At 65.7% G+C, this 23,974-nt stretch carries 25 protein-coding genes and 1 tRNA gene; 14 read left to right on the plus strand and 12 right to left on the minus strand.

Features of this window, described 5'->3' with window-relative positions; translation table 11 throughout:
• The first annotated feature begins 10 nt into the window (after positions 1-10).
• A complete protein-coding gene (locus tag KXV01_RS14895; RefSeq protein WP_049412703.1) occupies positions 11-1,462 on the plus strand; it encodes an alanine/glycine:cation symporter family protein in 1,452 nt (483 codons plus the stop codon).
• Positions 1,463-1,523: 61 nt separating this feature from the next.
• Here the strand turns inward: KXV01_RS14895 and KXV01_RS14900 are convergent, their stop codons facing one another.
• The 4 genes from KXV01_RS14900 to KXV01_RS14915 all read right to left on the minus strand — a co-directional run bounded on the left by KXV01_RS14900 (position 1,524) and on the right by KXV01_RS14915 (position 4,703).
• On the minus strand, positions 1,524-2,945 hold the full coding sequence (locus KXV01_RS14900; protein WP_019660192.1) for a M28 family peptidase: 1,422 nt from the start codon (positions 2,943-2,945) through the stop codon (positions 1,524-1,526).
• A 225-nt stretch (positions 2,946-3,170) separates the two neighbouring features.
• A complete protein-coding gene (mscL, locus tag KXV01_RS14905) occupies positions 3,171-3,575 on the minus strand; it encodes a large-conductance mechanosensitive channel protein MscL (RefSeq protein WP_005418809.1) in 405 nt (134 codons plus the stop codon).
• A gap of 54 nt (positions 3,576-3,629) precedes the next feature.
• Positions 3,630-4,346: a fumarylacetoacetate hydrolase family protein gene (locus KXV01_RS14910; RefSeq protein WP_049412698.1), complete on the minus strand. Its 717-nt coding sequence runs from the start codon at positions 4,344-4,346 to the stop codon at positions 3,630-3,632.
• A gap of 75 nt (positions 4,347-4,421) precedes the next feature.
• Positions 4,422-4,703, minus strand: a complete 282-nt coding sequence (locus KXV01_RS14915; RefSeq protein ID WP_005410817.1) for a hypothetical protein — start codon at positions 4,701-4,703, stop codon at positions 4,422-4,424.
• A 178-nt stretch (positions 4,704-4,881) separates the two neighbouring features.
• Between KXV01_RS14915 and KXV01_RS14920 the strand changes: the two genes are divergently transcribed.
• Positions 4,882-5,217: a Rieske (2Fe-2S) protein gene (locus KXV01_RS14920; RefSeq protein WP_049412696.1), complete on the plus strand. Its 336-nt coding sequence runs from the start codon at positions 4,882-4,884 to the stop codon at positions 5,215-5,217.
• Positions 5,218-5,418: 201 nt separating this feature from the next.
• Here the strand turns inward: KXV01_RS14920 and KXV01_RS14925 are convergent, their stop codons facing one another.
• The 4 genes from KXV01_RS14925 to thiS form a co-directional block, all read right to left on the minus strand.
• The gene (locus KXV01_RS14925; RefSeq protein WP_111096915.1) at positions 5,419-7,266 is read right to left on the minus strand and encodes an SLC13 family permease; all 1,848 of its coding nucleotides are present in this window, start codon (positions 7,264-7,266) and stop codon (positions 5,419-5,421) included.
• A gap of 27 nt (positions 7,267-7,293) precedes the next feature.
• Entirely contained in the window at positions 7,294-8,028 is a 735-nt protein-coding gene (gene trmB / locus KXV01_RS14930; RefSeq protein WP_049412694.1) for a tRNA (guanosine(46)-N7)-methyltransferase TrmB, read from the minus strand.
• Entirely contained in the window at positions 8,028-8,822 is a 795-nt protein-coding gene (locus KXV01_RS14935; RefSeq protein WP_005418798.1) for a thiazole synthase, read from the minus strand. Before KXV01_RS14935 ends, trmB begins: the two co-directional genes overlap by 1 nt.
• A 153-nt stretch (positions 8,823-8,975) precedes the next feature.
• Complete coding sequence (gene thiS / locus KXV01_RS14940) at positions 8,976-9,176, minus strand: sulfur carrier protein ThiS (RefSeq protein WP_005418796.1); 201 nt, start codon at positions 9,174-9,176, stop codon at positions 8,976-8,978.
• 207 nt (positions 9,177-9,383) lie between these two features.
• Between thiS and KXV01_RS14945 the strand changes: the two genes are divergently transcribed.
• Positions 9,384-11,219 (plus strand): autotransporter domain-containing protein, encoded by a 1,836-nt coding sequence (locus tag KXV01_RS14945; RefSeq protein ID WP_263467894.1) that lies wholly within the window; start codon positions 9,384-9,386, stop codon positions 11,217-11,219.
• Positions 11,220-11,380: 161 nt separating this feature from the next.
• Positions 11,381-11,454 (plus strand) — tRNA-Gly (locus tag KXV01_RS14950).
• A 122-nt stretch (positions 11,455-11,576) separates the two neighbouring features.
• Here the strand turns inward: KXV01_RS14950 and KXV01_RS14955 are convergent.
• Entirely contained in the window at positions 11,577-12,404 is an 828-nt protein-coding gene (locus KXV01_RS14955) for a helix-turn-helix transcriptional regulator (protein ID WP_049439043.1), read from the minus strand.
• A gap of 130 nt (positions 12,405-12,534) precedes the next feature.
• Here KXV01_RS14955 and KXV01_RS14960 point away from each other — a divergent pair, with 130 nt between their 5' ends.
• The 9 genes from KXV01_RS14960 to KXV01_RS15000 all read left to right on the plus strand — a co-directional run bounded on the left by KXV01_RS14960 (position 12,535) and on the right by KXV01_RS15000 (position 20,285).
• Positions 12,535-13,758, plus strand: coding sequence for an FAD-dependent monooxygenase (locus KXV01_RS14960; protein ID WP_111096913.1), 1,224 nt, complete (start codon positions 12,535-12,537; stop codon positions 13,756-13,758).
• 323 nt (positions 13,759-14,081) lie between these two features.
• Positions 14,082-14,324 (plus strand): hypothetical protein, encoded by a 243-nt coding sequence (locus tag KXV01_RS14965; protein WP_099495941.1) that lies wholly within the window; start codon positions 14,082-14,084, stop codon positions 14,322-14,324.
• Between the two features lie 97 nt (positions 14,325-14,421).
• Positions 14,422-15,300, plus strand: coding sequence for a 30S ribosomal protein S6--L-glutamate ligase (rimK, locus tag KXV01_RS14970; RefSeq protein ID WP_005418651.1), 879 nt, complete (start codon positions 14,422-14,424; stop codon positions 15,298-15,300).
• Positions 15,301-15,558: 258 nt separating this feature from the next.
• Positions 15,559-16,038, plus strand: a complete 480-nt coding sequence (locus tag KXV01_RS14975) for a hypothetical protein (protein WP_262257672.1) — start codon at positions 15,559-15,561, stop codon at positions 16,036-16,038.
• Between the two features lie 98 nt (positions 16,039-16,136).
• Positions 16,137-16,607 (plus strand): hypothetical protein, encoded by a 471-nt coding sequence (locus tag KXV01_RS14980; protein ID WP_049412683.1) that lies wholly within the window; start codon positions 16,137-16,139, stop codon positions 16,605-16,607.
• A gap of 115 nt (positions 16,608-16,722) precedes the next feature.
• Complete coding sequence (locus tag KXV01_RS14985) at positions 16,723-17,184, plus strand: hypothetical protein (protein ID WP_049438355.1); 462 nt, start codon at positions 16,723-16,725, stop codon at positions 17,182-17,184.
• Between the two features lie 162 nt (positions 17,185-17,346).
• Positions 17,347-18,024 carry a response regulator transcription factor gene (locus tag KXV01_RS14990; protein ID WP_005410804.1) on the plus strand — a complete coding sequence of 226 codons (678 nt, stop codon included), beginning with the start codon at positions 17,347-17,349 and terminating at the stop codon, positions 18,022-18,024.
• On the plus strand, positions 17,987-19,357 hold the full coding sequence (locus KXV01_RS14995; protein WP_164284512.1) for a HAMP domain-containing sensor histidine kinase: 1,371 nt from the start codon (positions 17,987-17,989) through the stop codon (positions 19,355-19,357). The genes KXV01_RS14990 and KXV01_RS14995 overlap by 38 nt, the downstream gene beginning before the upstream one ends.
• A gap of 541 nt (positions 19,358-19,898) precedes the next feature.
• Positions 19,899-20,285, plus strand: coding sequence for a hypothetical protein (locus KXV01_RS15000; protein WP_072167640.1), 387 nt, complete (start codon positions 19,899-19,901; stop codon positions 20,283-20,285).
• 125 nt (positions 20,286-20,410) lie between these two features.
• Here the strand turns inward: KXV01_RS15000 and coaE are convergent, their stop codons facing one another.
• Genes coaE through KXV01_RS15015 form a run of 3 tightly spaced genes read right to left on the minus strand, consistent with a single transcriptional unit; the run spans position 20,411 to position 23,165 of the window.
• On the minus strand, positions 20,411-21,022 hold the full coding sequence (gene coaE / locus KXV01_RS15005) for a dephospho-CoA kinase (protein ID WP_263467895.1): 612 nt from the start codon (positions 21,020-21,022) through the stop codon (positions 20,411-20,413).
• An 11-nt stretch (positions 21,023-21,033) separates the two neighbouring features.
• A complete protein-coding gene (locus tag KXV01_RS15010) occupies positions 21,034-21,897 on the minus strand; it encodes an A24 family peptidase (RefSeq protein ID WP_049416956.1) in 864 nt (287 codons plus the stop codon).
• 8 nt (positions 21,898-21,905) lie between these two features.
• Positions 21,906-23,165, minus strand: coding sequence for a type II secretion system F family protein (locus KXV01_RS15015; protein ID WP_263467896.1), 1,260 nt, complete (start codon positions 23,163-23,165; stop codon positions 21,906-21,908).
• Positions 23,166-23,519: 354 nt separating this feature from the next.
• On the opposite strand from KXV01_RS15015, the gene KXV01_RS15020 reads away from it, so the two are divergent.
• Positions 23,520-23,924 carry a pilin gene (locus KXV01_RS15020; protein ID WP_263467897.1) on the plus strand — a complete coding sequence of 135 codons (405 nt, stop codon included), beginning with the start codon at positions 23,520-23,522 and terminating at the stop codon, positions 23,922-23,924.
• Positions 23,925-23,974 lie beyond the last annotated feature (50 nt).

The following is a 23,974-nucleotide window of genomic DNA, read 5'->3' on the forward strand; positions in this document are numbered from 1 at the left end:
GGGGCCGCCGATGAACATCGAATCCATCGTCAACACGATCCTCGGCGTCGTCTGGAGCCCCTACCTGGTGGTGCTGTGCCTGCTCGCCGGCCTGTACTTCAGCGTGCGCACACGCTTCATCCAGTTGCGTGCATTGCCGGACATGCTGCGCCTGATGTTCCGCCATGAGCGTTCCGATGCCGGGGTGTCGCCTTTCCAGGCGTTGTCCCTTTCGCTGTCCAGCCGCGTGGGCGTCGGCAACATCGCCGGCGTCGCCATGGCCATCGCCTTCGGCGGCCCCGGCGCGATCTTCTGGATGTGGATCGTTGCCTTCCTTGGCGCATCCAGTGCCTTCATCGAGTCCACGCTCGCGCAGATCTACAAGGACCGCGACGGCAAGGGACAGTACCGGGGCGGCCCGGCGTACTACATCGAAAAAGGCCTGGGCCAACGCTGGTATGCCGTGCTGTTCGCACTGGTGACGGTGTTGGCGGGCGCGATGCTGGCCGGCACCCAGTCCAATGCGATCACCAGTGCGGTGAACGAGGCCTGGGATGTGCCGGTGGCCACCACCACCACGGTCCTGCTGGTGGTGCTCGGCGCCATCCTTGTCGGCGGTGTGCGGCGCATTGCGCGCGTGGCTGAATGGGTGGTGCCGCTCATGGCCGTGGCCTATCTGCTGGTCGCGGCGCTGGTGATGGTGTTCAACGCGGACAAGGTGCCGGAGGTGATCATGCTGGTGCTGCGCAGTGCATTCGGCGTGGATGCGGCGTTCGGCGCGATGATCGGTACCGCCATCCAGTGGGGCGTGCGACGCGGCGTGCTATCCAACGAAGCCGGCATGGGCAGTGGAGCGCATCCGGCCGCCGCCGCGGAAGTGTCGCATCCGGTCAAGCAAGGCCTGGTGCAGTCATTCTCGGTTTACATCGACACCATGGTGGTGTGCAGCGCAACGGCTTTCCTGATCCTGTCCACCGGGCTGTACAACGTCTACGACCCAGCGGTGAAGGGGGTTCCCGATGAAGCGCGCCTGCTGCTGGGCAATCTGCCGGGGGTCGAGGCCGGTCCACGCTTTGTGCAGCACGCGGTGGAATCGGCGCTCCCGGGCTTCGGCAGGTCGTTCGTTGCGCTCGCTATCCTGCCGTTCGCATTCACTACCATCCTGGCGCTGTACTACATGGCCGAAACCAATGTCAGCTACCTGTGCCGGGATCGTCCCGGACGGGTGACGATCACCGCCTTCCAGCTGCTGTTCCTGGCTGCCACAGGCTACTCGGCAATCAACACCGCGACGGTGGCCTGGGCCCTGGGCGATATCGGCGTGGGCATGATGAGCTGGTTGAACATCATCGCCATCCTTCTGCTGCAGAAACCGGCCTTGGCGGCGCTGCGTGATTACGAGCAGCAGAGGCACAGCAAGCGTGATCCGCTGTTCAACCCGCAGACGATCGGCATGCGCAATACGCGGGTCTGGGAGAGCTGACCCGATCAGGGGTCAGCGCCCTCGCCAAGGGCGAGGGGGCTGACCTCCCTTCGTCACCGCATCATTCGTTCGGCGGCGTGGTCGCCTTGGCCTCGCTGCCGAAACTGCCATCGGCTTCCGCCGCCAGATACGCGAACACGGTGTAGGCGGCCACGTTCTGCGCCAGGGCCTTCGGATCGATCTTGTCCAGCGTGTCGTCGGCGGTGTGGTGCAGGTGGAAGTAATCCGAGCCATCCTGCGCCAGCCACGCCCACGCACCACCCTTGGCGGCCAGTGGGCCGACGTCCGGGCCCGGGCCACCCTTGTCGGCCTGGTACTCGATGCCCAGCGGCTTCATCACTTCGGCAATCTGCTTCGTCGCTTCGCGCGAGCCTTCCGGATTCGGCGAACCGGTATTGAAGGCGTAGATGCGGCCTGCGCCGAAGTCGCTCTCGGCGGCCAGCTGGTGCAGGGCCACGTCCTTCGCGTGCGCTTCGGCGTAGGCCTTGCCGCCGTACAGGCCCTGTTCCTCGTTGGCGAACGCGATCACGCGGATGGTGCGCTTCGGTGCCTGCTTGAGCTGGCCGATCAGGTGGCCGGCGGCCATGGTGATGCCCACGCCCGCGCCGTCATCCACCGCGCCGGTGCCCAGGTCCCACGAATCCAGGTGACCACCGATCACCACCACTTCCTTCGGCAGGCTGCGGCCGGTGATCTCGCCGATCACGTTGTAGGAGGTGGCGGTGCCGTCCCAACCGCAGTCCAGCGCCACCTTCACCGTGGTGCTGCCACGCGCCAGCAGGCGCGCCAGCTGGTCGGCATCGGGCACCGACAGCGCGGCCGACGGCACTGGGGTCAGGCCGTCATCGAAACGGGTGATGCCGGTGTGGGGCACGCGGTGCGAGTCGGTGCCGGCCGAGCGCATCAGGAAACCGACCGCGCCCTTGCGGATCGCTTCGGACGGCCCCTTGCTGCGGATCGCTCCGCCGCGGCCGTAATCGCGGCCATCGCGGAAGGGCAGCATCTGGTAATCGACGAAGGCGATTTTGCCTTTCAGCGAGCCCGCTGGTGCGGCCTGCAGCGCGGCCAGGTCGGCGAAGCGCACCACCTCGGCTTCCACGGTGCCACCCGGGCTGCCGCCCAGTGCGGTGATCTGCAACGGCTGTGGGTTCTTGCCGGTCACCGCAGCGTGTTCACTGCGCCGCTCCCACTTCGGGAATGTCACCGGCTCCTTCCAGACCTTGTCGAAGCCCAGGGCCTTGAACTTGGCTTCGGCCCAGGCCACGGCGCGGGCGTCGGCCTCGCTGCCGGCGATGCGCGGGCCGATCTCGGTGGTGAGCGATTCGACCACCTTCCAGCCGGTGTCATCGGCCAGCGCCTGGTCGCGCAGCTGTGCGGCGGTGGCCAGCGACGCCGGGGGCAGGGTAGTGGTGTGCGGCGCCGCGAAGGCCGGGGCGGCCAGCAGGGCGAGGGAGGATGCGATGGCAAGGACGCGGCGACGCATGGACAACTCCGGGAAGGGACCTAAGCCTTGGAGCTTAACAGTCGTTCAGCCCGGCGCATGGGCGGGAGGTCATGGCTGGCGCGGATGCTGTTTTCCGCCATGACCGGCAAAGCGAAAGCCCCGCCGGGGCGGGGCTTTCGTGCGGTCGCGGTAATGCCGGCCGCTGGCCGGCTCCCGCATGTCCCGATGTTGCCGGCCAGCGGCCGGCACTACCGTTTTGCGGCCTTATTTCTTCAGGCTGTCGCGGATCTCGCGCAGCAGCACCACTTCTTCGGCCGGCGCCGCCGGGGCAGCTTCCTTCTTCCGCGACAGTCGGTTGATCGCCTTGACCACGATGAAGATCGCGAAAGCCACGATCACGAACTGGATGACGGTGTTGATGAAGTCGCCGTAGCCAACCACCACCGCCGGGATCTCCTTGCCATCCGGTCCGAGCCGGGCTGGCGACAACGTCCAGGCCAGGCTGGAGAAATCCACGCGCCCGATCAGGTAGCCCAGCGGCGGCATGATGATCTTCTCGACCAGCGCCGTCACGATCTTGCCGAAGGCTGCGCCGATCACCACGCCGACGGCGAGGTCGATGACGTTGCCGCGCATGGCAAATTCCTTGAACTCGGTGAGCATTCCCATTGTTGTTTTTCTCCGGTGGGGAAGTGGACAGCGCGCAGGGTAGCGCAGGTGATGTCAGCCGGCGATCACGCCGTGGCGCTCTGCCACGTTTTCCAGGCGGGCACTGAAACGGTCGCCGGGCTTCAACGCAGCCACCCCGGACGGGGTGCCCATGAACACCAGGTCGCCGGCACGCAGCTGCCACAGCTTGGACAGCTCATGCAGGATCTCCGGCACGTTCCAGATCATCTGGTCGAGCAGTGCCTGCTGGCGCACTTCGCCATTGACCTCCAGCGACAGGTTCAGCGCGGCCAGGTCGCCGACTTCCTCGGCGTGGACGATTTCGCTGATCGGCGCGGAGGCATCGAAGCCCTTGGCCGCGTCCCACGGGTGGCCCTTGTCCTTGGCCGCGGCCTGCAGGTCGCGGCGGGTCAGGTCCAGGCCGACGGCGTAGCCATAGACCAGCGCATCGGCGTCGGCCACGGCCAGCTCGCCTGCGGGCGCATCGCGTCCGATCGCCACCACCAGTTCCACTTCGTGATGCAGGTTGGCGGTTGCTGGCGGATAGGGGATGGCATCGTCGTGGCCGACCACGATGGCGTCGGCCGGCTTGCTGAAGAACATCGGGCGGCCACGGTCATCGGCCGCCGGCACCGCGGCACCCATTTCGCGGGCGTGGTCGGCGAAATTGCGGCCGACGCAGTAGATGCGGTGCACGGGGAAACTGCCACCACCGGCTACCGGCACACGCGGCTGGGCTACGGCAGGGATCACATCGGAGACATCGGACATGCGGGCATCCAGGAAGGGCGTGCCCGCAGTCTAGAACGCATGGCGCCCGCCGTCAGCGGGCGCGGAAGGCCTGGATCAGCGCGAGGCCGGCAACACCGGCTTGCGCACCACGCGGTACTCGCCTTCAACCACGGTCGGGTCAACCGGACGCGCAACGCCCGGCTTGCGCGAAGCCAGCAGCTTCCACGCCAGGCCGACCAGGATCATCGCCGCACCAACAAAGACGCCGATGAACACCATCGCGGCCAGGATCGCCAGGCCGAGCAGGCCCACGGCAACGCGCACCAGCGGGTGACGCGGCTTGCGCGGCGCGAACAGGGTGCGGAACTGGTTGAAGGCGGATGCGCGATTGAACATGGCGGCTCGATAGGCTGGGATCAGCGAAACCAGAGTATCGGGACGCGCCACTGTCATTGAGTGAAAAACTCGTTAAATATAGCCTGTGCTTATTACGGATCAATGACTTGTGTTCATGTCGCAGCCAGTCACCTGAGCAGGCATGCGACAATTCCGGTTTACCGTCCGAGCCTCCGCCATGACTATCGCTGCTGCCCTGATCGCCCTTGATGCCATTGCCGATGGTGCGTTTGCCGAGGTCGAAGCGGTGGTCGATGGCGATGCCGAATCGCTGGTGCTGTACCGCGACGGCGCGCAGGTGCGTGCGTTCCTGAACATCTGCCCGCACGCCGGCCGCCGCCTGGACTGGGCGCCGGGGCAGTTCCTCAAGAGCCGCGAGGGCCACCTGGTATGCGCCGCGCACGGCGCCTCGTTCACGCTGGACGGCGGCGATTGCATCGCCGGCCCGTGCAAGGGCGACCGCCTGCGTGCGGTGCCGGTGGACGTACGCGACGGGCAGGTCTATCTGGCTTGAAGCCAGAAGCAGTCGAGCACGGCTCGACTCTACAAAAGCCGTGTCGACCAAGGTCGACACCTACCAAAGCGATGCACGACGCCGTTCTGGAGGATCTCAGAAATCCATCCCGCGCAATGCAGGCTTTTGCTGTTGAGGTTGCCGGCCAGCGGCCGGCACTACCGGGGTGCAGGGCGCAGCCCTGCCAACAAACCCCAACCCTCAGAACATCAGGTTGATCATCAGTACCACCACGCAGGTGTAGATCAGCGACAGTGGGCCGCCGACCCGCCACATCTCGCGCGGGGTGTAGTTGGCCGGGCCAGTGATCATCGAGATCACCGGGTTGGAGGCCGTCATCAGGTTGTTGGACGCCGACAGCGCCACGATCAGCGCGAACGCGGTCGGGTTGCCCCCCGCCGCCAGCGCCAGGTTCACCGCGATCGGCACCATCACGATGGTCGCACCCACATGGCTGATCACCAGCGAGAACGCCGTGGTCAGCAGCGCCAGCGCCACCTCCAGTACCCACACCGGAATGCCGGTCGGCAGCTTGTCGATGGTATGGCCGGCCACCCACGCAGCCGCGCCGCTGGAGTCCATCGCCCAGCCGAGCGGAATCAGCCCGGCCATCATGAACACCGTCTTCCAGTTGATCGAGGCATACGCCTCGTCCATGCGCAGCACGCCGGTCAGCAGCATGCCGGCCACGCCGGTCATCAGCGTCAGCGCCACCGGCAGCTTGCTGGTCAGCGCGATCAGGATGGTCAGCGCGAAGATCGCCATCGCAATCTTGAACTTGTGCGGGCGCTGCTCGCCGGTCGGGTAGTCGGTCACCACCACGAAGTCGCGGCTGCGAGCGGCCTGCGCCAGGTCGGTCCAGATGCTGTGGAACACCAGCATGTCGCCGGCGCGCAGCTGCACGTCGCGCACGTCTTCGCGGATCACCTGCTTGTCGCGGTTGATCGCCAGCAGGCTGATGCCGCGCTCCTTGCGCAGGCGCAGATCGGCCGCACTCTTGCCGATCACGTTCGAGGTCGGTGGCACCACCGCCTCGGAAATGCCGGCGCGGCTGGGGTTGAACAGGTCACCCAGGTGCTTCAGGCGCGAGGACATGCGCAGGAACTGGTTCTGCGCGAAGTCGCTGATCTGCTGGCGCGGTCCCATCGCACCAAGCACGCTGCCGACCCAGATGCGCATCTCCGCCGGCGGCGCCAGGCGGGTGTCGTTGCCAGTCTTCAGCGCCAGCAGCAGCGGCGCATCGTGCAGGGTCTCGGCCTCGCCCAGGGTCATGCCCACCAGCGGGCTCTCGGCGGTCACCACCAGCTCGAATACATCGCCTTCGATGCCATAGGTCTTGGCGAAGTAGCTCTCGGTGCGTGCCGGGGTGACCCCGTCATTGACCAGGCTTTCCTCTTCGATCAGCTTGCGGTCGCCGTAGTAGCGGAAGTACAGCAACGAAGCGATCAGCAACGCCGCGCCGATCGGCAGCGGCGCGAACATGCGCAGCGGCTCGATGGTGGCCAGGCCGGAAGGCAGGTTGTTGTTGGCCGAGGCCAGCAGATCGTTCAGCAGGATCAGCGGCGAATTGCCGACCATGGTCAGCGCGCCGCCCATCACGATCGCCGCCGAGATCGGCAGCAGCAGGCGCTGCATCGTCAGGCCCGTGCGCGCCGCCAGCCGCGAGGCGACCGGCAGGTACAGCGCCATCACCGACGGGTTCTGCATGAAGGACGAATTCAGGCCGGCGATGGCGGTAGTCATCATCAGCAGCCGTTGTTCGACGCCGTGGCCGCGCCGCAGCAGCCAGGCCGCCAACCGGTTCAGCGCCCCGGTGCGGTCCAGGCCCGCACCGAGGATGGTGGTGGCGATGATGCTCATCACCGCGTTACCGGAGAAACCGCCGAAGATCTCCTCCGGCGCGATCAGGCCGGTGACACCGAGCACCACCAGCACCACCAGCGCGACCACGTCGGCGCGGATGCGCTCGAACAGGAACATCGCCATCGTGAAGCCGACCAGCCCGAGCACGAGCTTCATGTCGTTGGTCAGCGTCAGCGCGGTATCCATGTGGGGCGCGGCGTCCTCAGGCGATCGTCAGGTGCGGTCGTACAGCAGGTCCCAGACGCCATGGCCGAGTTTCTGGCCGCGGGTCTCGAAGTGGGTCTGCGGGCGCCAGTCCGGGCGCGGCACGCTGCCCCGCGGGCCGGCGCGGTTGACCAGGCCGGCGGTGGCGTCGAGCACGTCCCACATCTGCTCGGCGTAGTCTTCCCAGTCGGTCGCACAGTGCAGGCGGCCCCCCGGGCGCAGCTTGCGCACCAGCAGTTCGGCGAATGCCGGCTGCAGCAGGCGGCGCTTGTTGTGGCGCTTCTTGTGCCACGGGTCCGGGAAGTAGATGCGCACTTCATCAAGCGCGCCGTCGGCGATCTCGTTCTGCAGCACTTCCACTGCGTCGTGGTGGTACAGGCGCACGTGGTCGGCATTGTCCTCGGCCAGCGCGTTCAGCAGCCGGCCCACGCCCGGGGCGTGCACTTCAATGCCGATGTAGTCGCGCGATGGGTCGTGCTGGGCAGCGAAGCGCAGCGCAGCACCATTGCCGAAGCCGATCTCCAGCACCTTGTGTGCCGGGCGGCCGAAGGTGGCGTCCAGGTCACGCGGCTGGCCGGTGTAGTCGAGGCCGAAGCGCGGCCAGCGTTCGTCGAACGCGCGCTGCTGGGCGGGAGTGAAACGGCCCTGGCGCAACACGAAGCTGCGCACCTCGCGGCGACCCTCGTTCACGGTGAAGGGCTTGGGCGGGGCCTTGGAACCGGCGCTGTCGAAAGGATTGGTCATCAGCCGATCAGCCCGTCCACTGGCGAAGAAGCGCTGGCGTAGCGCTTGCGCGGGATGCGTCCGGCCAGGAACGCCTCGCGGCCGGCCTCGACCGCCTTGCGCATCGCGCTGGCCATCAGCACCGGGCTGCGCGCACCGGCAATGGCGGTGTTCATCAGCACGCCGTCGCAGCCCAGCTCCATCGCGATCGCCGCGTCCGACGCGGTACCCACGCCGGCATCAACGATGATCGGCACCTTGGCGTCTTCGATGATCTGCAGCAGGTTGTACTTGTTCTGGATGCCCAGGCCCGAACCGATCGGCGCGGCCAGCGGCATCACCGCAGCGCAGCCGATCTCCTCCAGGCGCTTGGCCAGGATCGGGTCGTCGGAGGTATAGACCATCACCTCGAAACCGTCCTTGACCAGCTGCTCGGCAGCCTTGAGGGTCTGCATCACGTCCGGGTACAGGGTCTTCTGGTCGCCCAGCACTTCCAGCTTGGTCAGGTTGTGGCCGTCCAGCAGCTCACGGGCCAGGCGGCACGTACGCACGGCGTCTTCGGCGGTGTAGCAGCCGGCGGTGTTGGGCAGGATGGTGAAGCGTTCCGGCGGCAGCACGTCCAGCAGGTTCGGCTCGCCCGGGTTCTGCCCGATGTTGGTGCGGCGGATGGCCACGGTGACGATCTGGGCACCCGCGGCCTCGGTCGCCAGGCGGGTTTCTTCCAGGTCCTTGAACTTGCCGGTGCCGGTCAGCAGCCGCGAGCCATAGGTCTTGCCGGCGATTACCAGCGAATCGGGGGAGACATGAACGTTCATGGCGCGATTATCGCTTATCCGCCTGAAGATGGGGTCACGCAATGGCGTGCCGGCCGCAGATCGGTATGGGTAGTGCCGGCCGCTGGCCGGCAAATGCAGGGTGCCTGACAGCGTCGGATTGCCGGCCAGCGGCCAGCACTGCGCGGATAGGTCTCAGCCCCCACCCAGCGCGTGCACGATCTCCACCACGTCGCCCTCGGCCAGCACGTGCTCGCCATGGCGGCTGCGGCTGACGATCTCGCCGTTGACCTCGACCGCGACCCGGCGTTGCAGCAGCTGCTCGGCCTGCAGCAGGTCGTGGAGGGTCGCCGAGGCGGGCAGGGTACGGGGTTCGCCGTTGAGCTGGATGTTCATCACCGCATTGTCGCCTATGGCCTGCGCGGATCGGAACCCTTGCAAATTGCCTCGGCCGCCAGCCCCGGCACAGCGTTGTCCGGCGCTGCCGGGCGACAATCCATGCGGCGGCGCAGCGTGAGCAAAACGCGGCGCAGTGAAACCATTCACCGTGCGCCGGCGTACGTGCGCCGGGTTCTCAACGATATCCCCACAGGAGTTTCTTACATGCTGCTCAGCAAACGCCCGATCCGCTCCCTGATGGCGGCCGCGATCGCGCTGGCCGCGGTTCCGGCCATGGCAGGCGAATCCCCGTATTCCAAGGCCGTGTTCTTCGGCGACAGCCTGACCGACGCCGGCTATTTCCGCCCGCTGCTGCCGGCCGATGTGCGTCCGGTGACCGGCCAGTTCACCACCAACCCGGGTTGGGTGTGGGCGCAGCAGGTCGCCAACTACTACGGCCTTAATGGCGCCGCCAACGGCAACGGCCAGAGCGGTGACAACTATGCAGTCGGCGGTGCCCGCGTCGGCGTGGACGTGGCGAGCCCGATGGGAACCATCCCGTCGCTGAAGTCGCAGGCGGCGCGTTATCTGGCTGCCAATGGCGGCAAGGCTGACGTCAACGTCCTGTACACGGTGTGGGGCGGTGCCAATGACCTGTTCGCGGCCGCCGCTGCGCCGGCGCAGGCACAGGCCATCATCGGCGCCGCCGTCACCGATCAGATCGCCCTGGTCGGCGCGCTGAAGCAGGCCGGTGCCGAGTACGTGCTGGTGCCGAACCTGCCCAACGTCGGCCTGACCCCGGCCTTCCGTGGTCCGAATGCCGCCGCCGCCACCGCGCTGTCGGCCGGCTACAACAAGGCGCTGTACGGCGGCCTGAAGCAGGCCGGCATCGAGTTCATCCCGCTTGATACCTTCACCGTGCTGGGCGAAGTCGCCGCCAACCCGGGCATGTACGGCTTCACCAACGTCACCAGCACCGCCTGCAGGATCGATCCGGCCAACTCGACGCAGAGCATCCTGACCTGCAACCCGACCAGCTACGTCAGCCCGGATGCGGCCAACACCTACCTGTTCGCCGATGGCGTGCATCCAACCACCGCCGGCCATCAGCTGCTGGGCCAGTACGCCGTGTCGGTGCTGGAAGCGCCGCGCCTGCAGCAGGTACTGAGCCACTCGGCGCAGACCATCGGCCGCTCGCGCGCCGACCAGGTCAGCATGCACCTGGGTGGTCGTGCGGCTGACGGCCTGTCCTGGTGGGGTGGCGTGCGCGGTGACCTGCAGCGCTACGACCACGCCGACCTGTACGACGGGCTGGCCCCGGCCGGCCTGTTCGGTATCGACTGGGCCCGCGATGGCATGGTGTTCGGCGGTTTCGCCGGCTTCGGCCGCCTCAACGCCGACTTAGGCAACAGCCGTGGCGACTTCACCCAGAAGGACACCACCGCCGGTCTGTTCGCCGGCTGGTATGGCGACCGCATCTGGGTGAACGGCCAGGTCAGCTACACCTGGCTGTCCTATGACGTGAACCGCAAGGTCCAGCTGGGCCCGGCCACCCGCGAGCATGGTGGTTCGCCGGACGGCAGCAACCTGACCGCGGCCCTGAACGCCGGTTACGAGTTCGGCACCGAAGGCGGCTTCCGCCACGGCCCGATCGCCTCGGTGATCTGGCAGAAGGTGAAGATCGACGGTTACACCGAAAGTGCTGCGGCTGGCACCCTGGCCACCGCACTGGGCTACGACCGCCAGAACGTCGATTCGACCGTCGGCCGCATCGGCTGGCAGGCCCGCTTCGATGGCGGCACCCTCAAGCCGTACGCCCAGGTGACCTACGATCACGAGTTCGAGGACACCAAGCAGGCCAGCGCCTGGCTGCAGACCCTGCCGGAACTGGGCAGCTACCGCGTGCCGGGCCTGAAGTTCGACAAGAACTACGCCACCGTCGTGCTGGGTGCCCGCACCGAACTGTTCGGCCTGCAGAGCAACTTCGGCCTGAGCGCGTCGACCGGCCAGAAGCGCGCGCAGGATGCCACCCTGTTCGCCAACTTCAGCGGCACGTTCTAAGCAGCAACCGCCGGGGTCGGAGCCCTTTCCGCCTAGGAAAGGGCTCTGACCTGTTGCGCCAGGGGTCGGATCCGTTTCCGCCAGGAAACGGCTCTGACCCCATTGCGGCATGCTGCCATTGCGCAACACTGGCCCAACCGCATAGACTTTCACCGCGCACTGCGGGCGTAGCTCAATGGTAGAGCTGTAGCTTCCCAAGCTACTGACGTGGGTTCGATTCCCATCGCCCGCTCCAATCCCGCCACGCCTTGAAGCGTCGGCAGCCGTGACGTCGGTACTGACGTCAGCACTCTTCCTGAAGCGCAAGGTCCCATTGCATGCCGGGCACGACCCGTTTATGCAGTGGGTCGCATACCGTCAGCGGAAGGCGCCATGCTGATTTCTGCTGGAGAAGTAGCGCGCCGGAGAATCGCCAAAGGCTCTGCGGAACATCGCAATGAAGTTGCTTGGCGAAGAATAGCCAAGAACATCCGAAACCTCCGCCACCGGGACGCCCCGCGCGAGCATCTCCAGACCGTGCATCAGCTTCACCTGTTGCCGCCACTGGCCGAAACTCAATCCGGTCTCAGCAAGCGTCAGGCGGCGCAGGGTGCGCGATGACATTGCCCCGGACGATGCCCACGCCTCGAGGGTACGGGGATTTCCCGGATCCCGCAGGACAGCGCGGGCCACGCGAAGAAGGCGGGGGTCCCTGGGCATCGGCACATGCAAGGACTCGTGCGGAGCCCGACGGATTTCGTCTTGAATGACTGTGGCGATGCGCTCCTGCTCAGGCGTCAACGAAGCGCGCTTGTCCCATTCCGTGGTCCTCTGCGCCAGTGCCCGCAGCACGTCACTGATTGCGACAACGCAGGGTGTTGCAGGGAGGTTGCTGCAGAACGAGGGCGCCATCAGCAACGTCCAGCCACTCAGCGCGCCACTCACGCGAACCTCATGACGCACACCGGGTGGTATCCACCCTGCGCGATAGGGAGGAAGAAGCCAGGAGCCCCGCGGTGTATTGACCTGGATCAACCCGGTTTCAACACAGAACAACTGGCCACGCACATGCTGGTGCCAGTCGTATTCGCGCGTTCCCAGCCGGAACTCATGTGCCGGGCTGTCGTCTCCCCTGAGGCCAACGAGAAGCGGGCCGTCAGGCATCTCACTGAAGTCTGCCGTGCTGCCTGTAACGCCATTGCTCATGCTGGCCGAATTTCACTATTTGTGGTCCGAATGACGTTACTTGGCTATGCGGTGCGCGTGCAACCCTTCAGCCATCACCTCGTGGCTCTGGCATCGAGCTGCAACCGAGGGGCCACTATCAGGAGAATCCGTGAGCAGAATCCATGTGAGCATCATCGGCGCCGGTCTGGGTGGTCTGGCGCTGGCGCAGGCGCTGAAGCGCGGCGGGGTTGCATTCGACGTGTTCGAGGCGGACAAGACGCTCAACTCGCGGCCACAGGGCTATCGCATCCGGATCGACGCCGAGGGTCAACGGGCCCTGGCGCGAACGCTCTCCCCAGAACTGTACGATCTCTTCCGCGGAACCGTTTCGACAACGGCGACATCAGGCCGCTTTCTCACGCCAGGTTTGCTGCCTGCACCGGGCCGCAAGCCCGATAGCTGGCGCTCGGCCGACAGCGTGGACGATGGCGCACAGGGGGGCGGGGACGTAAGCGTCAATCGACGCACCCTGCGCGAGATCCTGATGTGCGGGATCGAAGACCGTGTCCATTTCGATCGCGCATTCGATCGCTACGCATTGACCAGCGATGGCAGGGCCGAAGTGCGTTTCCGGTCCGGTGGTCCTGCGTCGACATGTGACGTGCTGGTAGGCGCGGACGGTGTCAATTCTCGGGTCCGCTCCCAGCTGGCGCCGGATGCGCAGCCGGTGGATACCGGCGCAGTCTGCATTTACGGGAAAGTAGATCTGGACCGGTTGGGCGGCAACCCTTCACGTCTCGAAGGAACCACTATCGTCTTTGCAGACAGATTCGCCGCCATCTTCGATCAGATGCAGTTTGACCGGCACTTCCTGGAGCATGCCTGCGCTCACCTCAGCTGCAGCGTCACGCCCACACCTGACTACCTCTATTGGTGCCTGATCGGGCGCGCTGACCGCTTCGGGGTGGCGTCGGATCATCGATCGGATCCGGATCACATCCGCAAGGCGATAGTGGCTGCGACCGATGACTGGCACCCCGATCTTCGGGAAATCCTGCAGCAGAGCAAGGTCGGGGACACCGCGATGCTCCCGATCCGCAGTGGGCGTCCTGAAGTGCCATGGCCGGTTGGGCCGGCAACGCTGCTGGGCGATGCTGTCCACGCGATGACGCCAGCAGGTGGGTTGGGTGCAAACACTGCACTCGCCGACGCGGCCGCTCTGGCCGAGCTGATGCTGGACGCCGACCGTGGCGCGCTCTCCATTTCGAATGCGCTGGCGCAGTACCAGTCGGATATGCGTGAGAGGGCCCGGCATGCGGTGGATATCTCCAACCGAGGTGGGGACAGACTGTTCGGGCCTGCGGTGCCCGAACATTGCCACAGTGCCCGCTGATCAAGCGTCTGGGGCCAGCCGGGATTCGATGGCGGCGCATGTGGCGCGGGCGTTCGGCCTGCTGCGCTATGTCAGCCATTCACGCGGGTGCCTCACTACGCCGCGAGCGCGCTGGCCCCAGGTCTCGGCGCCCGGCAGGTGTCCCCGACGGCGACTGTATGTGCAGGTGCTACGGGCGTTTCCTGACCAGAACCTCCCCGCTCCCTGGCAGCCGAAGCGGAAGCGGTGCTGCCGAGATGGCGCGTAACGCTTCAAACTTTTCCCATGGGCAGGCCGGAGCTGACCGACTAGCGTGAGCGGATATTGATCAGGAGCTGCCTTCCATGAACTGCCGGGACGACGTCGTCGAGCGCATCCACAGGATTTTTCTTTCCGCCGGCGTCGGCTCGAACAAGCAGCTTGAGGCCGTGCGCGCGCTCGGGCGTGCTGGTGGTCCCAGGGCCGCGGAACTGCTCGAGCAGATCTACCAGCAGGCGTTCAGCAATTCCGCCCTGCAGATGGCCTGCGTGGCGGCGCTGGGCGAGGCCGCCCGTGGCTTCCAGGTCAGTACTGAACGGGACAGCTGAAGCTTCACCCACAACGCTCGAGATCGTCGGCGACGGGCATCATCCGCCCGCCACACGCCCGCGCTATGCTGCGCGCCTGCCGACCGATCCCTCCGCGATGAAGCTCGCCATCCTGTCCCGCAACAGCTCCCTGTATTCCACCCGTCGGCTGGTCGAGGCGGCACGCGCGCGCGGCCATACCGTGCGCATCCTCGACCCGTTGCGTTGCTACATGCGCATCGCCGCCGATGGCTTTTCCATGCACTACAAGGGCCGGCCGATGACCGGCGTGGACATGGTCATTCCGCGCATCGGTGCCTCCATCACCCGCTACGGCACCGCCGTGCTGCGCCAGTTCGAACTGATGGGCGCGCGCACGCCCAATCCGTCCGATGCCATCCTGCGTTCGCGCGACAAGCTGCGGGCGCACCAGCTGCTGGCGGCCAAGGGCATCGACATGCCGGTCACCGTGTTCGGCGACAACCCTGATGACACCGTCGACCTGCTGTCCATGCTCGGTCCGCCACCCCATGTGGTGAAGCTCAATGAAGGCACCCAGGGGCGTGGCGTGATCCTGACCGAAAAGGCCAGTGCCTCGCGCGGCATCGTCGAGGCCCTGCGCGGTCTGTACGCCAACTTCCTGATGCAGGAATTCATCGGCGAGGCCAAGGGGGCCGACCTGCGCTGCTTCGTGGTCGGCGACCAGGTGGTGGCGTCGATGCAGCGGCAGGCACCGGAGGGTGATTTCCGTTCCAACCTGCACGCTGGCGGCACCGCCGTGGCGGCCAAGGCCAGCCGTGCCGAGCAGCAGGTGGCGGTGCGTTCGGCCAAGGCGCTCGGCCTGTCGGTGTGCGGCGTGGACCTGATCCGCTCCGCGCGCGGCCCGCTGGTGCTGGAGGTCAACTCCACGCCCGGGCTGGAAGGCATCGAAGCGGCCTGCGGAGTCGACGTGGCCACACGCATCATCGAACACGTAGAGAAGATCAAAAAGCCCTGATTATTCATGGGGTTGTGATTCTCATGGGTGGATGAGCCACGGCTTTAACGAGGCTTTAATCGGCGTCGGCGTAGGCTTCAGCGAACCGCAGCTCTGCCTCTCAGCAGGATCGGTATCGGGATACGACTTCAGGCCCAGGCGGGTTCACCGTCTGGGCCTTTTTTATGCCTGTCGGCTCTGTGCCCAAGGTCTCTTGTGGAGGCCGCGTGACGGTCGTAGAGTTGGCCCTTCGTTCCGGGATGGATCGGGAGGTTGGCGATGTACCGCATCATGACGATCGCGTTGCTGCTGGGCCTGTCTGGCGCTGTTGCCGCCAAGCCGGAGAAAGCCGCTGTACAGATGGACCGGCAGGGCTCGGTCGCCGAACAGATGCGCCAGGTGGAAACCGCGCTGGCCGCCCCCGACTATGCCGAACTGTCTGCCGAGGATCGCGGCCAGGTGCAGCAGTCGCTGTCGCGCATCCGCCAGCACCTGGGCGAGCGCCAGACCGTGCAGGAACTGCCGCCGCAGTTGCAGGCCGAGGTCTTCAACGAGCAGGAACGCATCAACACCCTGATGGCGCGTGGCCATGACGACAGCCGGCAGATCTGCAGGTACGAACGCACCACCGGCAGCAACATGCCCAGGAGCCGCTGCCTGACCGTGGCCGAACGGCGCCGGATCGAGGAGAAGGGCAAGGCGCTGATCAACGACCAGCGCAGCTACAACACGCTCAGCCCACCGCCCGCCGGGCGTTGAGCGCACACTGGCCTGTGGCCTCGCCGACCGTGCCGTGACGGCGCATCGGCGGCAGCGCAGGATCGATGTTCCACTCATGGAAGAACCTGGAGGTAACGATGCAGCGCATGATTCCCGTCGCCCTGATGCTGGGCCTGGCACTGGCCACCACCGGACACGCCAAGCCCGAGAAGGCACAGGTGAAGTTCGACGCCAATGCACCGGTGGCCGAACAGATCCGCAGCGTTGAGGCGGCCATCAACAGCGAGGACTACAGCGAGATCGGGCTGGAAGACAAGAGCCGCGTGCAGCAGGCGCTGGGCCGCATCAAGATCAAGATGGGCGACCACGAACGCATCGAACAGGTCAGCCCGCAGGATCGCACCCAGATCTTCAACGACCAGGAAGTGATCAACACGATCATGACCCGCGCCCATGCCGACAGCCGCATGGTCTGCCGCCGCGAGCGCACCACCGGCAGCAACATGCCGCAGAGCGTCTGCCTGACCGTGGCCCAGCGCCGCAAGGCGCAGGAAGACAGCCGCAAGACGCTCAACGACAACCAGCGCTTCAACAACTACAAGCCGTAACCGTGGTTGGACCGGTCGCAGGTCGCCATCGGTCACCCTGCCGTGCGTCCCTTGTGGACGCATCGGCGGAACCGTAAAGTCGAGACCCTATTCATGGACGAACATGGAGCTCGTCATGTACCGCACCACTACGCTCGCCCTGATGCTGTCGCTCGGCCTGGTGGCCACCGTGCAGGCCAAGGCGCAGAAGGACACCGTGCAGATGGATTCCTTCACCCCGGTATCCGAACAGATCCGCCGCGTTGAAACGGCCATGGGCAGCGAGGACTACAGCGAGATCGGGCTGGAGGACAAGAGCCGCGTGCAGCAGGCGCTGAACCGGATCCGGATCAAGATGAATGGCCGCGAGAAGGTGGATGAGCTGGCGGCGCAGGAGCGCAACGACCTGTTCAACGAGCAGGAGATCGTCAACACCATCATGACCCGCGCCCAGGCCGACAGCCGCATGATCTGCCGCCGCGAGCGCCTGACCGGCAGCAACATGCCGACCAGCGTCTGCCTGACCGTGGCCCAGCGTCGCAAGGCCCAGGAAGACAGTCGCCAGGCGTTGACCGACCAGCAGCGCATCAGCCGCTGATCGCTCGCTCCGGGGGCATTTGCCGGTGTCGCCCCGTCGGTACGAAATGTTAAGAATGGAACCTGTATCGTTCAGCAGGTAGACGTCGCGTCCACCCGCACAGGGGCATCCTGAGCGGGTGGGCCTGGCCCCCCGACGACCCTTCAAGAACCAGAGGTCCCAGTGCGCATTCTCGTAATCGAAGACAACAGCGACATCGCCGCCAACCTTGGCGACTACCTTGAGGATCGTGGCCACACCGTGGACTTCGCCGCCGACGGCGTGACCGGCCTGCACCTGGCGGTGGTCCACGAGTTCGACGCCATCGTTCTGGACCTGAACCTGCCGGGCATGGACGGCATTGAAGTCTGCCGCAAGCTGCGCAACGAAGCGCGCAAGCAGACCCCCGTACTGATGCTGACCGCCCGCGACTCGCTGGATAACAAGCTGGCCGGTTTCGACTCCGGCGCCGACGACTACCTGATCAAGCCGTTCGCGCTGCAGGAAGTGGAAGTGCGCTTGAACGCTTTGTCGCGCCGCGGCAAGGGCGTGCAGACCCGCGTGCTGGAAACCGGCGATCTGGAATACAACCTGGACACGCTGGAAGTGCGTCGCCAGGGCAAGCTGCTGCAGCTCAATCCGACCGCGCTGAAGATCCTGCAGGCCCTGATGGAAGCCGCGCCGGCCGTGGTCACCCGCCAGGAGCTGGAAACCCGCGTCTGGGGCGAAGAGCTGCCCGACTCGGATTCGCTGCGTGTCCACATCCACGGCCTGCGTGCGGTGGTCGACAAGCCGTTTGAAGTGCCGCTGATCCAGACCCGCCATGGCATCGGATACCGCATCGCCACCCCGGAAGCCTGATTCCGTGGCAACCAAGGGGGAGCGCCGGCGTTCGCCGTATCGGCGGCGCCTGCGCAGCCGCATCATCGTCTCGTTCGTGTTGTTGGGCTTCTGCCTGACGACACTGTTCGCGTTCGCCACCAACTGGGCCCGCATGCGCGTGGAAAACCAGCTGGTGGAAGACGTGATGAACCGCAACATCAACGAGTACGTGCGGCGGTTCTACGAGAGCCCGGATCGCAACCCCGACCTGCCCGTGCAGCAGATGCGTGCGCGCCTGATCAAGCCTGACAAGTTCGAGGCGCTGCGCGAGGAAGAGCCGGACTGGTACGAGTTCAAGGATGGCCTGTACAACATGGGCGGCGTGGACGAGCGCGGCCAGCGCTATTCCTACAAGTTGGCCGTGCGCAAGACGCCCGACGCCTGGGCATTCCTGGCCTACGACATGACCGACAGCGTGCGCGGCGGGCAGCAGCTCAACCGCGCGCTGGTGCTGTCCGTGCTGGTGTTCAGCCTGCTGTCGCTGGTGCTGGGCTGGTGGTCGGCCTCGAAGGTGATGAAGCCGGTCTCGGACCTGGCCGCGCGGCTGCGCGCCTATCGCGGCGGCACCAGTGATCCCGAGCCGCTGGCGCCGCGTTTCCCCGATGACGAAGTGGGGCAGCTGGCGCAGGCGCTGGATGATTATTCGTCGCGGCTGACCGAAGTGGTGCAGCGCGACCGTGAGTTCAATGCCGACGTCAGCCACGAGCTGCGCACGCCGCTGGCGGTGATCCGTGGTGCTACCGAGCTGCTGCTGACCCGGCCCGGCCTGGATGAGAAGGTGTTGCAGCGCCTGCAGCGCATCCAGCGTGCCGAACAGCAGTGCAGCGACCTGATCGGCGCGTTGCTGCTGCTGTCGCGCAACGAACGCGGGCAGGGCACCAGCAACGTCGCCCGCGTGGCCGAACAGCTGCTGGACGCCCACCGCGCACAGCTGGGCGGCAAGCCACTGGAGCTGGCACTGGAAGGCGAGCGCAATCTGGTGATCGATGCGCCGGAGGCGGCCTTGTCGGTGGCGCTGGGCAACCTGATCGGCAATGCGGTGAAGTACTCGCAGGATGGCGAAGTGCGCGTCTTTGTCGGTAGCAATTCGGTGTCGGTGACCGACAGCGGCCCTGGCCTGAGCGAAGAGGATGCGGCCAAACTGTTCCAGCGCGGCTACCGCGGCACGCACGCCGGCCATTCGCAGGGTGGTGGCATCGGCCTGTCGATCGTCAGCCGCCTGTGCGATCTGTATGGCTGGCAGGTGAGCGTGCGCCCCGGCGGCGAGCGCGGCGTGATCGCCACCCTGACGTTCTCGCCGAAGCCGTTGTAAGGGGCTTTACTTTGGTGGGTGCTCCACTTTTGTAGAGCCGAGCCCGCGCTCGGCTGCGGTGGCTTCCCGGAGCCGAGCATAGGCTCGGCTCTACAGTGGGTTCGTTTTGCGCCCTGTGTCGCTTGTGCCATCGAATTAACTTCGCAGTCGTGATGCGCCAGAAGCCCAACACGACATCACCGTGATCGCCGCCACGCCGCGCGCGTGTCCGCATGCACGTATTCGTGCCCTCAGCGGCGGCTTGAGAATTTCCTTACAGATCACAGCGCTACGTGATGGCCAGATGGGTCGGCCGGGGCAGGTGCCCTGGCCGGGATTGGCGTCCTGAAAAAAACCTTCAACTCAAGCGCTCCGGGTGGGCTGCGGCTCATCATGGAAAATGCATCGCCTGCCTCGTTTCGGCGGATGGTGCGTGGGGATTCATCAGAATCCGCTGGAGTCTTTTTCCTCGCGCTTGAGTTGTTGGGTCTCCGGTACGCCAACCCGCACCGTCCGCCACCTCGCATCCGCAGGTGGCTCGTCGTCTGCGAGGAGATTCACCATGTCCGCACGCCCCTTGTTCCCCCAACTGCACGCACTGATCGGCGAAGCCGCCGACCTGCTCCCCGCCGACGTCGCCGAGCGCATCGAGACCCTGCTCGATGATCCCAAGGATCTGCTTCCTGCGCTGCTGGCCCGCATGGACGGTCGCGATGCAGCCGACGGCCGGCGACTGGAGGCCGAGGGTCTCAGCCCGGCCCAGGCGGCCACCATGGCCGGCCTCAGCCGCACCCTGGCCGGCTTGAACGCACTCATGCAAGTGCTGCACGCCGCCGAAGCCGCCCGCGAGCAGGGCGGTGCCCACCAGCAGCTCAGCCCGGACGTGGTAGATGGATTGCTGCTTGGCGCACGAGAACTGGCCCGCTATGCCCGCCTGCAGCTGGAGTAGGTCCACGCCATGCGTGGATGCGTTTCGGTAGTGCCGGCCGCTGGCCGGCAACCGAGTCGTCCAGTAGATCCACGCCACGCGTGGATTCGCTTTGGTAGTGCCGGCCGCTGGCCGGCAACCAGGCCTCAACCCCCAGCCAACTCCAGATACCGCTCATGCAGCGCTTCCACCTGCGCCTGCAGGTCTTCTGGGTGGCCATCGTTGACCACCACATCATCGGCCAGTGCCAACCGCTGCGCGCGGCTGGCCTGGGCGGCGATCATCTTGTCGGCCAGCGCGGCGTCGATGCCGTCGCGCTGCATCAGCCGGGCGTGCTGCACGGCTTCGGGCGCGTCCACCAGCAATACCCGGTCCAACCACGGGTAGGCCTGCCGCCCACCGACCTCGGTCAGCAGCGGGATGGCGGCAATCGCATAGGGACTGGTGGCCTGGTCGCACTGCTGTTGCATCAGCAGGCGAATGGCCGGGTGGGTGATCGCTTCCAGCGCGGCCCGTTCGGCCGGGTCGGCGAATACATGGGCACGCAGGCGCGCCCGGTCCAGGCTGCCATCCGCCTGCAGCATGCCGGCGCCGAAGCGCTCGGCGATGCGGCCCAGGGCGGGGCTGCCGGCAGCGACCACTGCTCGGGCGGCAAGGTCGGCGTCGGCCACCACGATGCCCTGCGCCTCGAAGCGCCGGGTCACCTCGCTCTTGCCGGCGGCAATGCCGCCGGTCAGGCCAACCACATACCGGCTCATGGGGATTCCCCTCAGCGCAGTCCGCTCATCACCAGGTACTGCTCCACCACGGGCGCGCCCCACATGAAGTACAGCCAGCCCGCGATGGCCAGGTAGGGGCCGAACGGGATCGGCGTGGCGCGGTCACGGCCCCGGGTGTACAGCCAGATCGAGCCGATGATGGCGCCCAGCACTGACGACAGCAGGATGATCGGCAGGATGCCCTTCAGCCCGCACCAGGCGCCGAGGGCGGCCAGCAGCTTGAAATCGCCGTGACCCATGCCTTCCTTGCCGGTCAGCTGCTTGAACAGCCACCAGACCATCCATAGCGACAGATAGCCCACCGCCGCGCCGACCAAGGCAGGCTTGGCCGGCATGTACAGGTTGTCGATGTTGCCTATCAGGCCCAGCCACATCAGTGGCAGGGTCAACTGGTCGGGCAGCAGCTGGGTGCGCAGGTCGATGCCGGACAAGGCGATCAGGAAGCAGGTCAGCACGATGGCGCCGAAGCCCTGCCAGCCGAAGCCGAACTGCCAGACGCAGGCCAGCACCAGCACCGAGGTCAGGGCCTCGACCAGCGGGTACTGCAGCGAGATCGGCGCCTTGCAATGGCGGCACTTGCCGCCCTGGATGATCCAGCTGAACAGCGGGATGTTCTCGTACCAGCTCAGCTTGTGCTTGCAGTGCGGACAGTGCGAGGGCTCGACCACGATCCCCGGTGGTGGGGGCTCGTAGAAGTCTGGTTCTTCCAGGACCTCGCGCGCATCGCGCTTCCACTGCCACTCCAGCCGCTTGGGCAGGCGCAGGATGACGACGTTGAGGAAACTGCCCAGCAGCAGTCCCAGGGCGGCCGCGGCGGGGTAGCCGAGGCCGGGATGCTGGTCGAGAAATGCCATTGATACCTTCAGCCGACGACGGCACCGAGTTTGAAGATGGGCAGGTACATGCCGATGACCATACCGCCGACAATGGTACCAATGAACACCATGATCATCGGTTCCAGCAGGCTGCTGAGGGCATCCACGGCATTATTCACTTCCTGTTCGTAGTACTCGGCCACCTTAAATAGCATGGTGTCGAGGGCGCCGGCCTCTTCGCCGATACCCGTCATCTGGATGACCATATGCGGGAACAAGTTCAGCTGCTTCATGGCCATGTTGACCGGATAGCCGACCGAGACGTCGTCGCGCATCCGCAGGACGCCTTCCTCGTACACCTTGTTGCCGGTGGCGCCGGCCACGATGCTCAGAGCTTCCACAAGTGGCACGCCAGCCTTGAAAGTCACAGCGGTAGTGCGCGCGAAGCGGGCGATGGCGCTGTTGTTCATGATCTCGCCTAGCACTGGAACCTTCAGCACGATTCGGTCGATCCGGTGCTGCAGAGCGGGTGACCGTTTGAACGCCATGACAAAGCCGACGAGGCTACCTACTGCGACAATCAGCATCAGCCACCACCAAGACACCATGAAGCGTGAGGCAGCCACGATCATCTGAGTGAAGGCGGGTAGATCGGCTCCGAAGTTCTTGAAGACCTCTTCGAACTGTGGTACCACGAAGATCAGTAGGATCGCCGAGACGATGATGGCCACAGCTACCACCATGGCCGGATAGAACATTGCCTTTTTGATCTTGCCCTTCAGGGCTTCGATGTTTTCTTTGTAGCTGGCGATAGTTTCAAGCACCGTCTCCAGTACACCGGCGCCTTCACCGGCACGGACCAAATTGCGGTAAAGCTCATCGAACTGCACGGGGTGCTTGCTGATGGCCTCGTGCAGGGAGGACCCGCCCTCAATGTCGGTGCGGATACCGTCCACCATCTTCTTCATCCGCGGGTTCTTATGCCCGCTAGCTATGATTTCCAAGGACGAGACGATCGGGACGCCCGATTTCATCATTGTCGCCATCTGGCGGCTGAAGAATGCGATGTCCTTCGGCGTGACCCTCTTGCCCGTAGCGCCGAACAACGGTTTTGGCTTTACCTTCACCTGCCCAGGATTAATGCCTTGGCGGCGCAGCTCGGCGCGCAGGAGGTTGGCGTTCTTCGCGAGCTGTTCGCCCTTCATCTTCACGCCCCGCTTGTCGGTTCCCTCCCAGACAAACGGTTGCAAGTCCATCGTGGCACGCGCCACGGGCTCCTTCTTGATCGAACTGCGACTGACTGACATGTTGGCTCCCCGGCCCGCCATCCCCAGACGGGCGTCTGCCGATGGTAGCGGGTTCATCGCCGACTTGGCAGAGCCGCGGCCAGCCGGAATGCGAATTCGTGCTGGTTGCCGACCAAAGGTGACGCACTACGTCACATTGCTGGGTTCGTCGCAGATTGGGGGCTGGGGGGTTCACATCCTGGAAATTGCTGCCATCATGGGCGCGGGGAAATCTAGGGGGGCAGCGTGCCGGGGTTGGCACGCAACCTGCGTTGATCCACCCGCAGGACGCAGAAACCCGCTCAACCAGACAACTCGCTGGCCCGGTCCTGCGTACTGACTCTTAACCACCACCTAATCTTGGGGATGTACCAAATGAAGAACCAGAAGGGCTTCACCCTCATTGAACTGATGATTGTTGTCGCGATCATCGCGATCTTGGCAGCCATCGCTCTGCCGGCCTATCAGGACTACCTGATCAAGTCGCGCGTGTCGGAAGTCGTACTGGCGGCTTCGTCGGCCCGTACCACCGTTGCGGAAGCGGCTGCTTCGGACACCGCCACCACCATGCCGGCCACCGTCGCTATCGAAACCCAGTCGTCCAAGTATGTCTCGGGCGTGACCTACGCTTCCGGCGTGATCACCGCCACCGCGCAGGCTCTGGGCGGTAGCGCCACCGGTAACATCACCCTGACAGGTACCAAGGCCGCCAACGGCCAGGTGACCTGGGTCTGCAGTGGCTCGATCCCGGCCAAGTATCGTCCGGCTACCTGCCAGTAATTCGGCAGGCGTAAGACGCCAGACGTTGTACCCGAGCCCCGCGTCTGCGG

Source organism: Stenotrophomonas sp. Ps181, from assembly GCF_025697425.1.
In the GTDB taxonomy this organism is placed as follows: domain Bacteria; phylum Pseudomonadota; class Gammaproteobacteria; order Xanthomonadales; family Xanthomonadaceae; genus Stenotrophomonas; species Stenotrophomonas sepilia.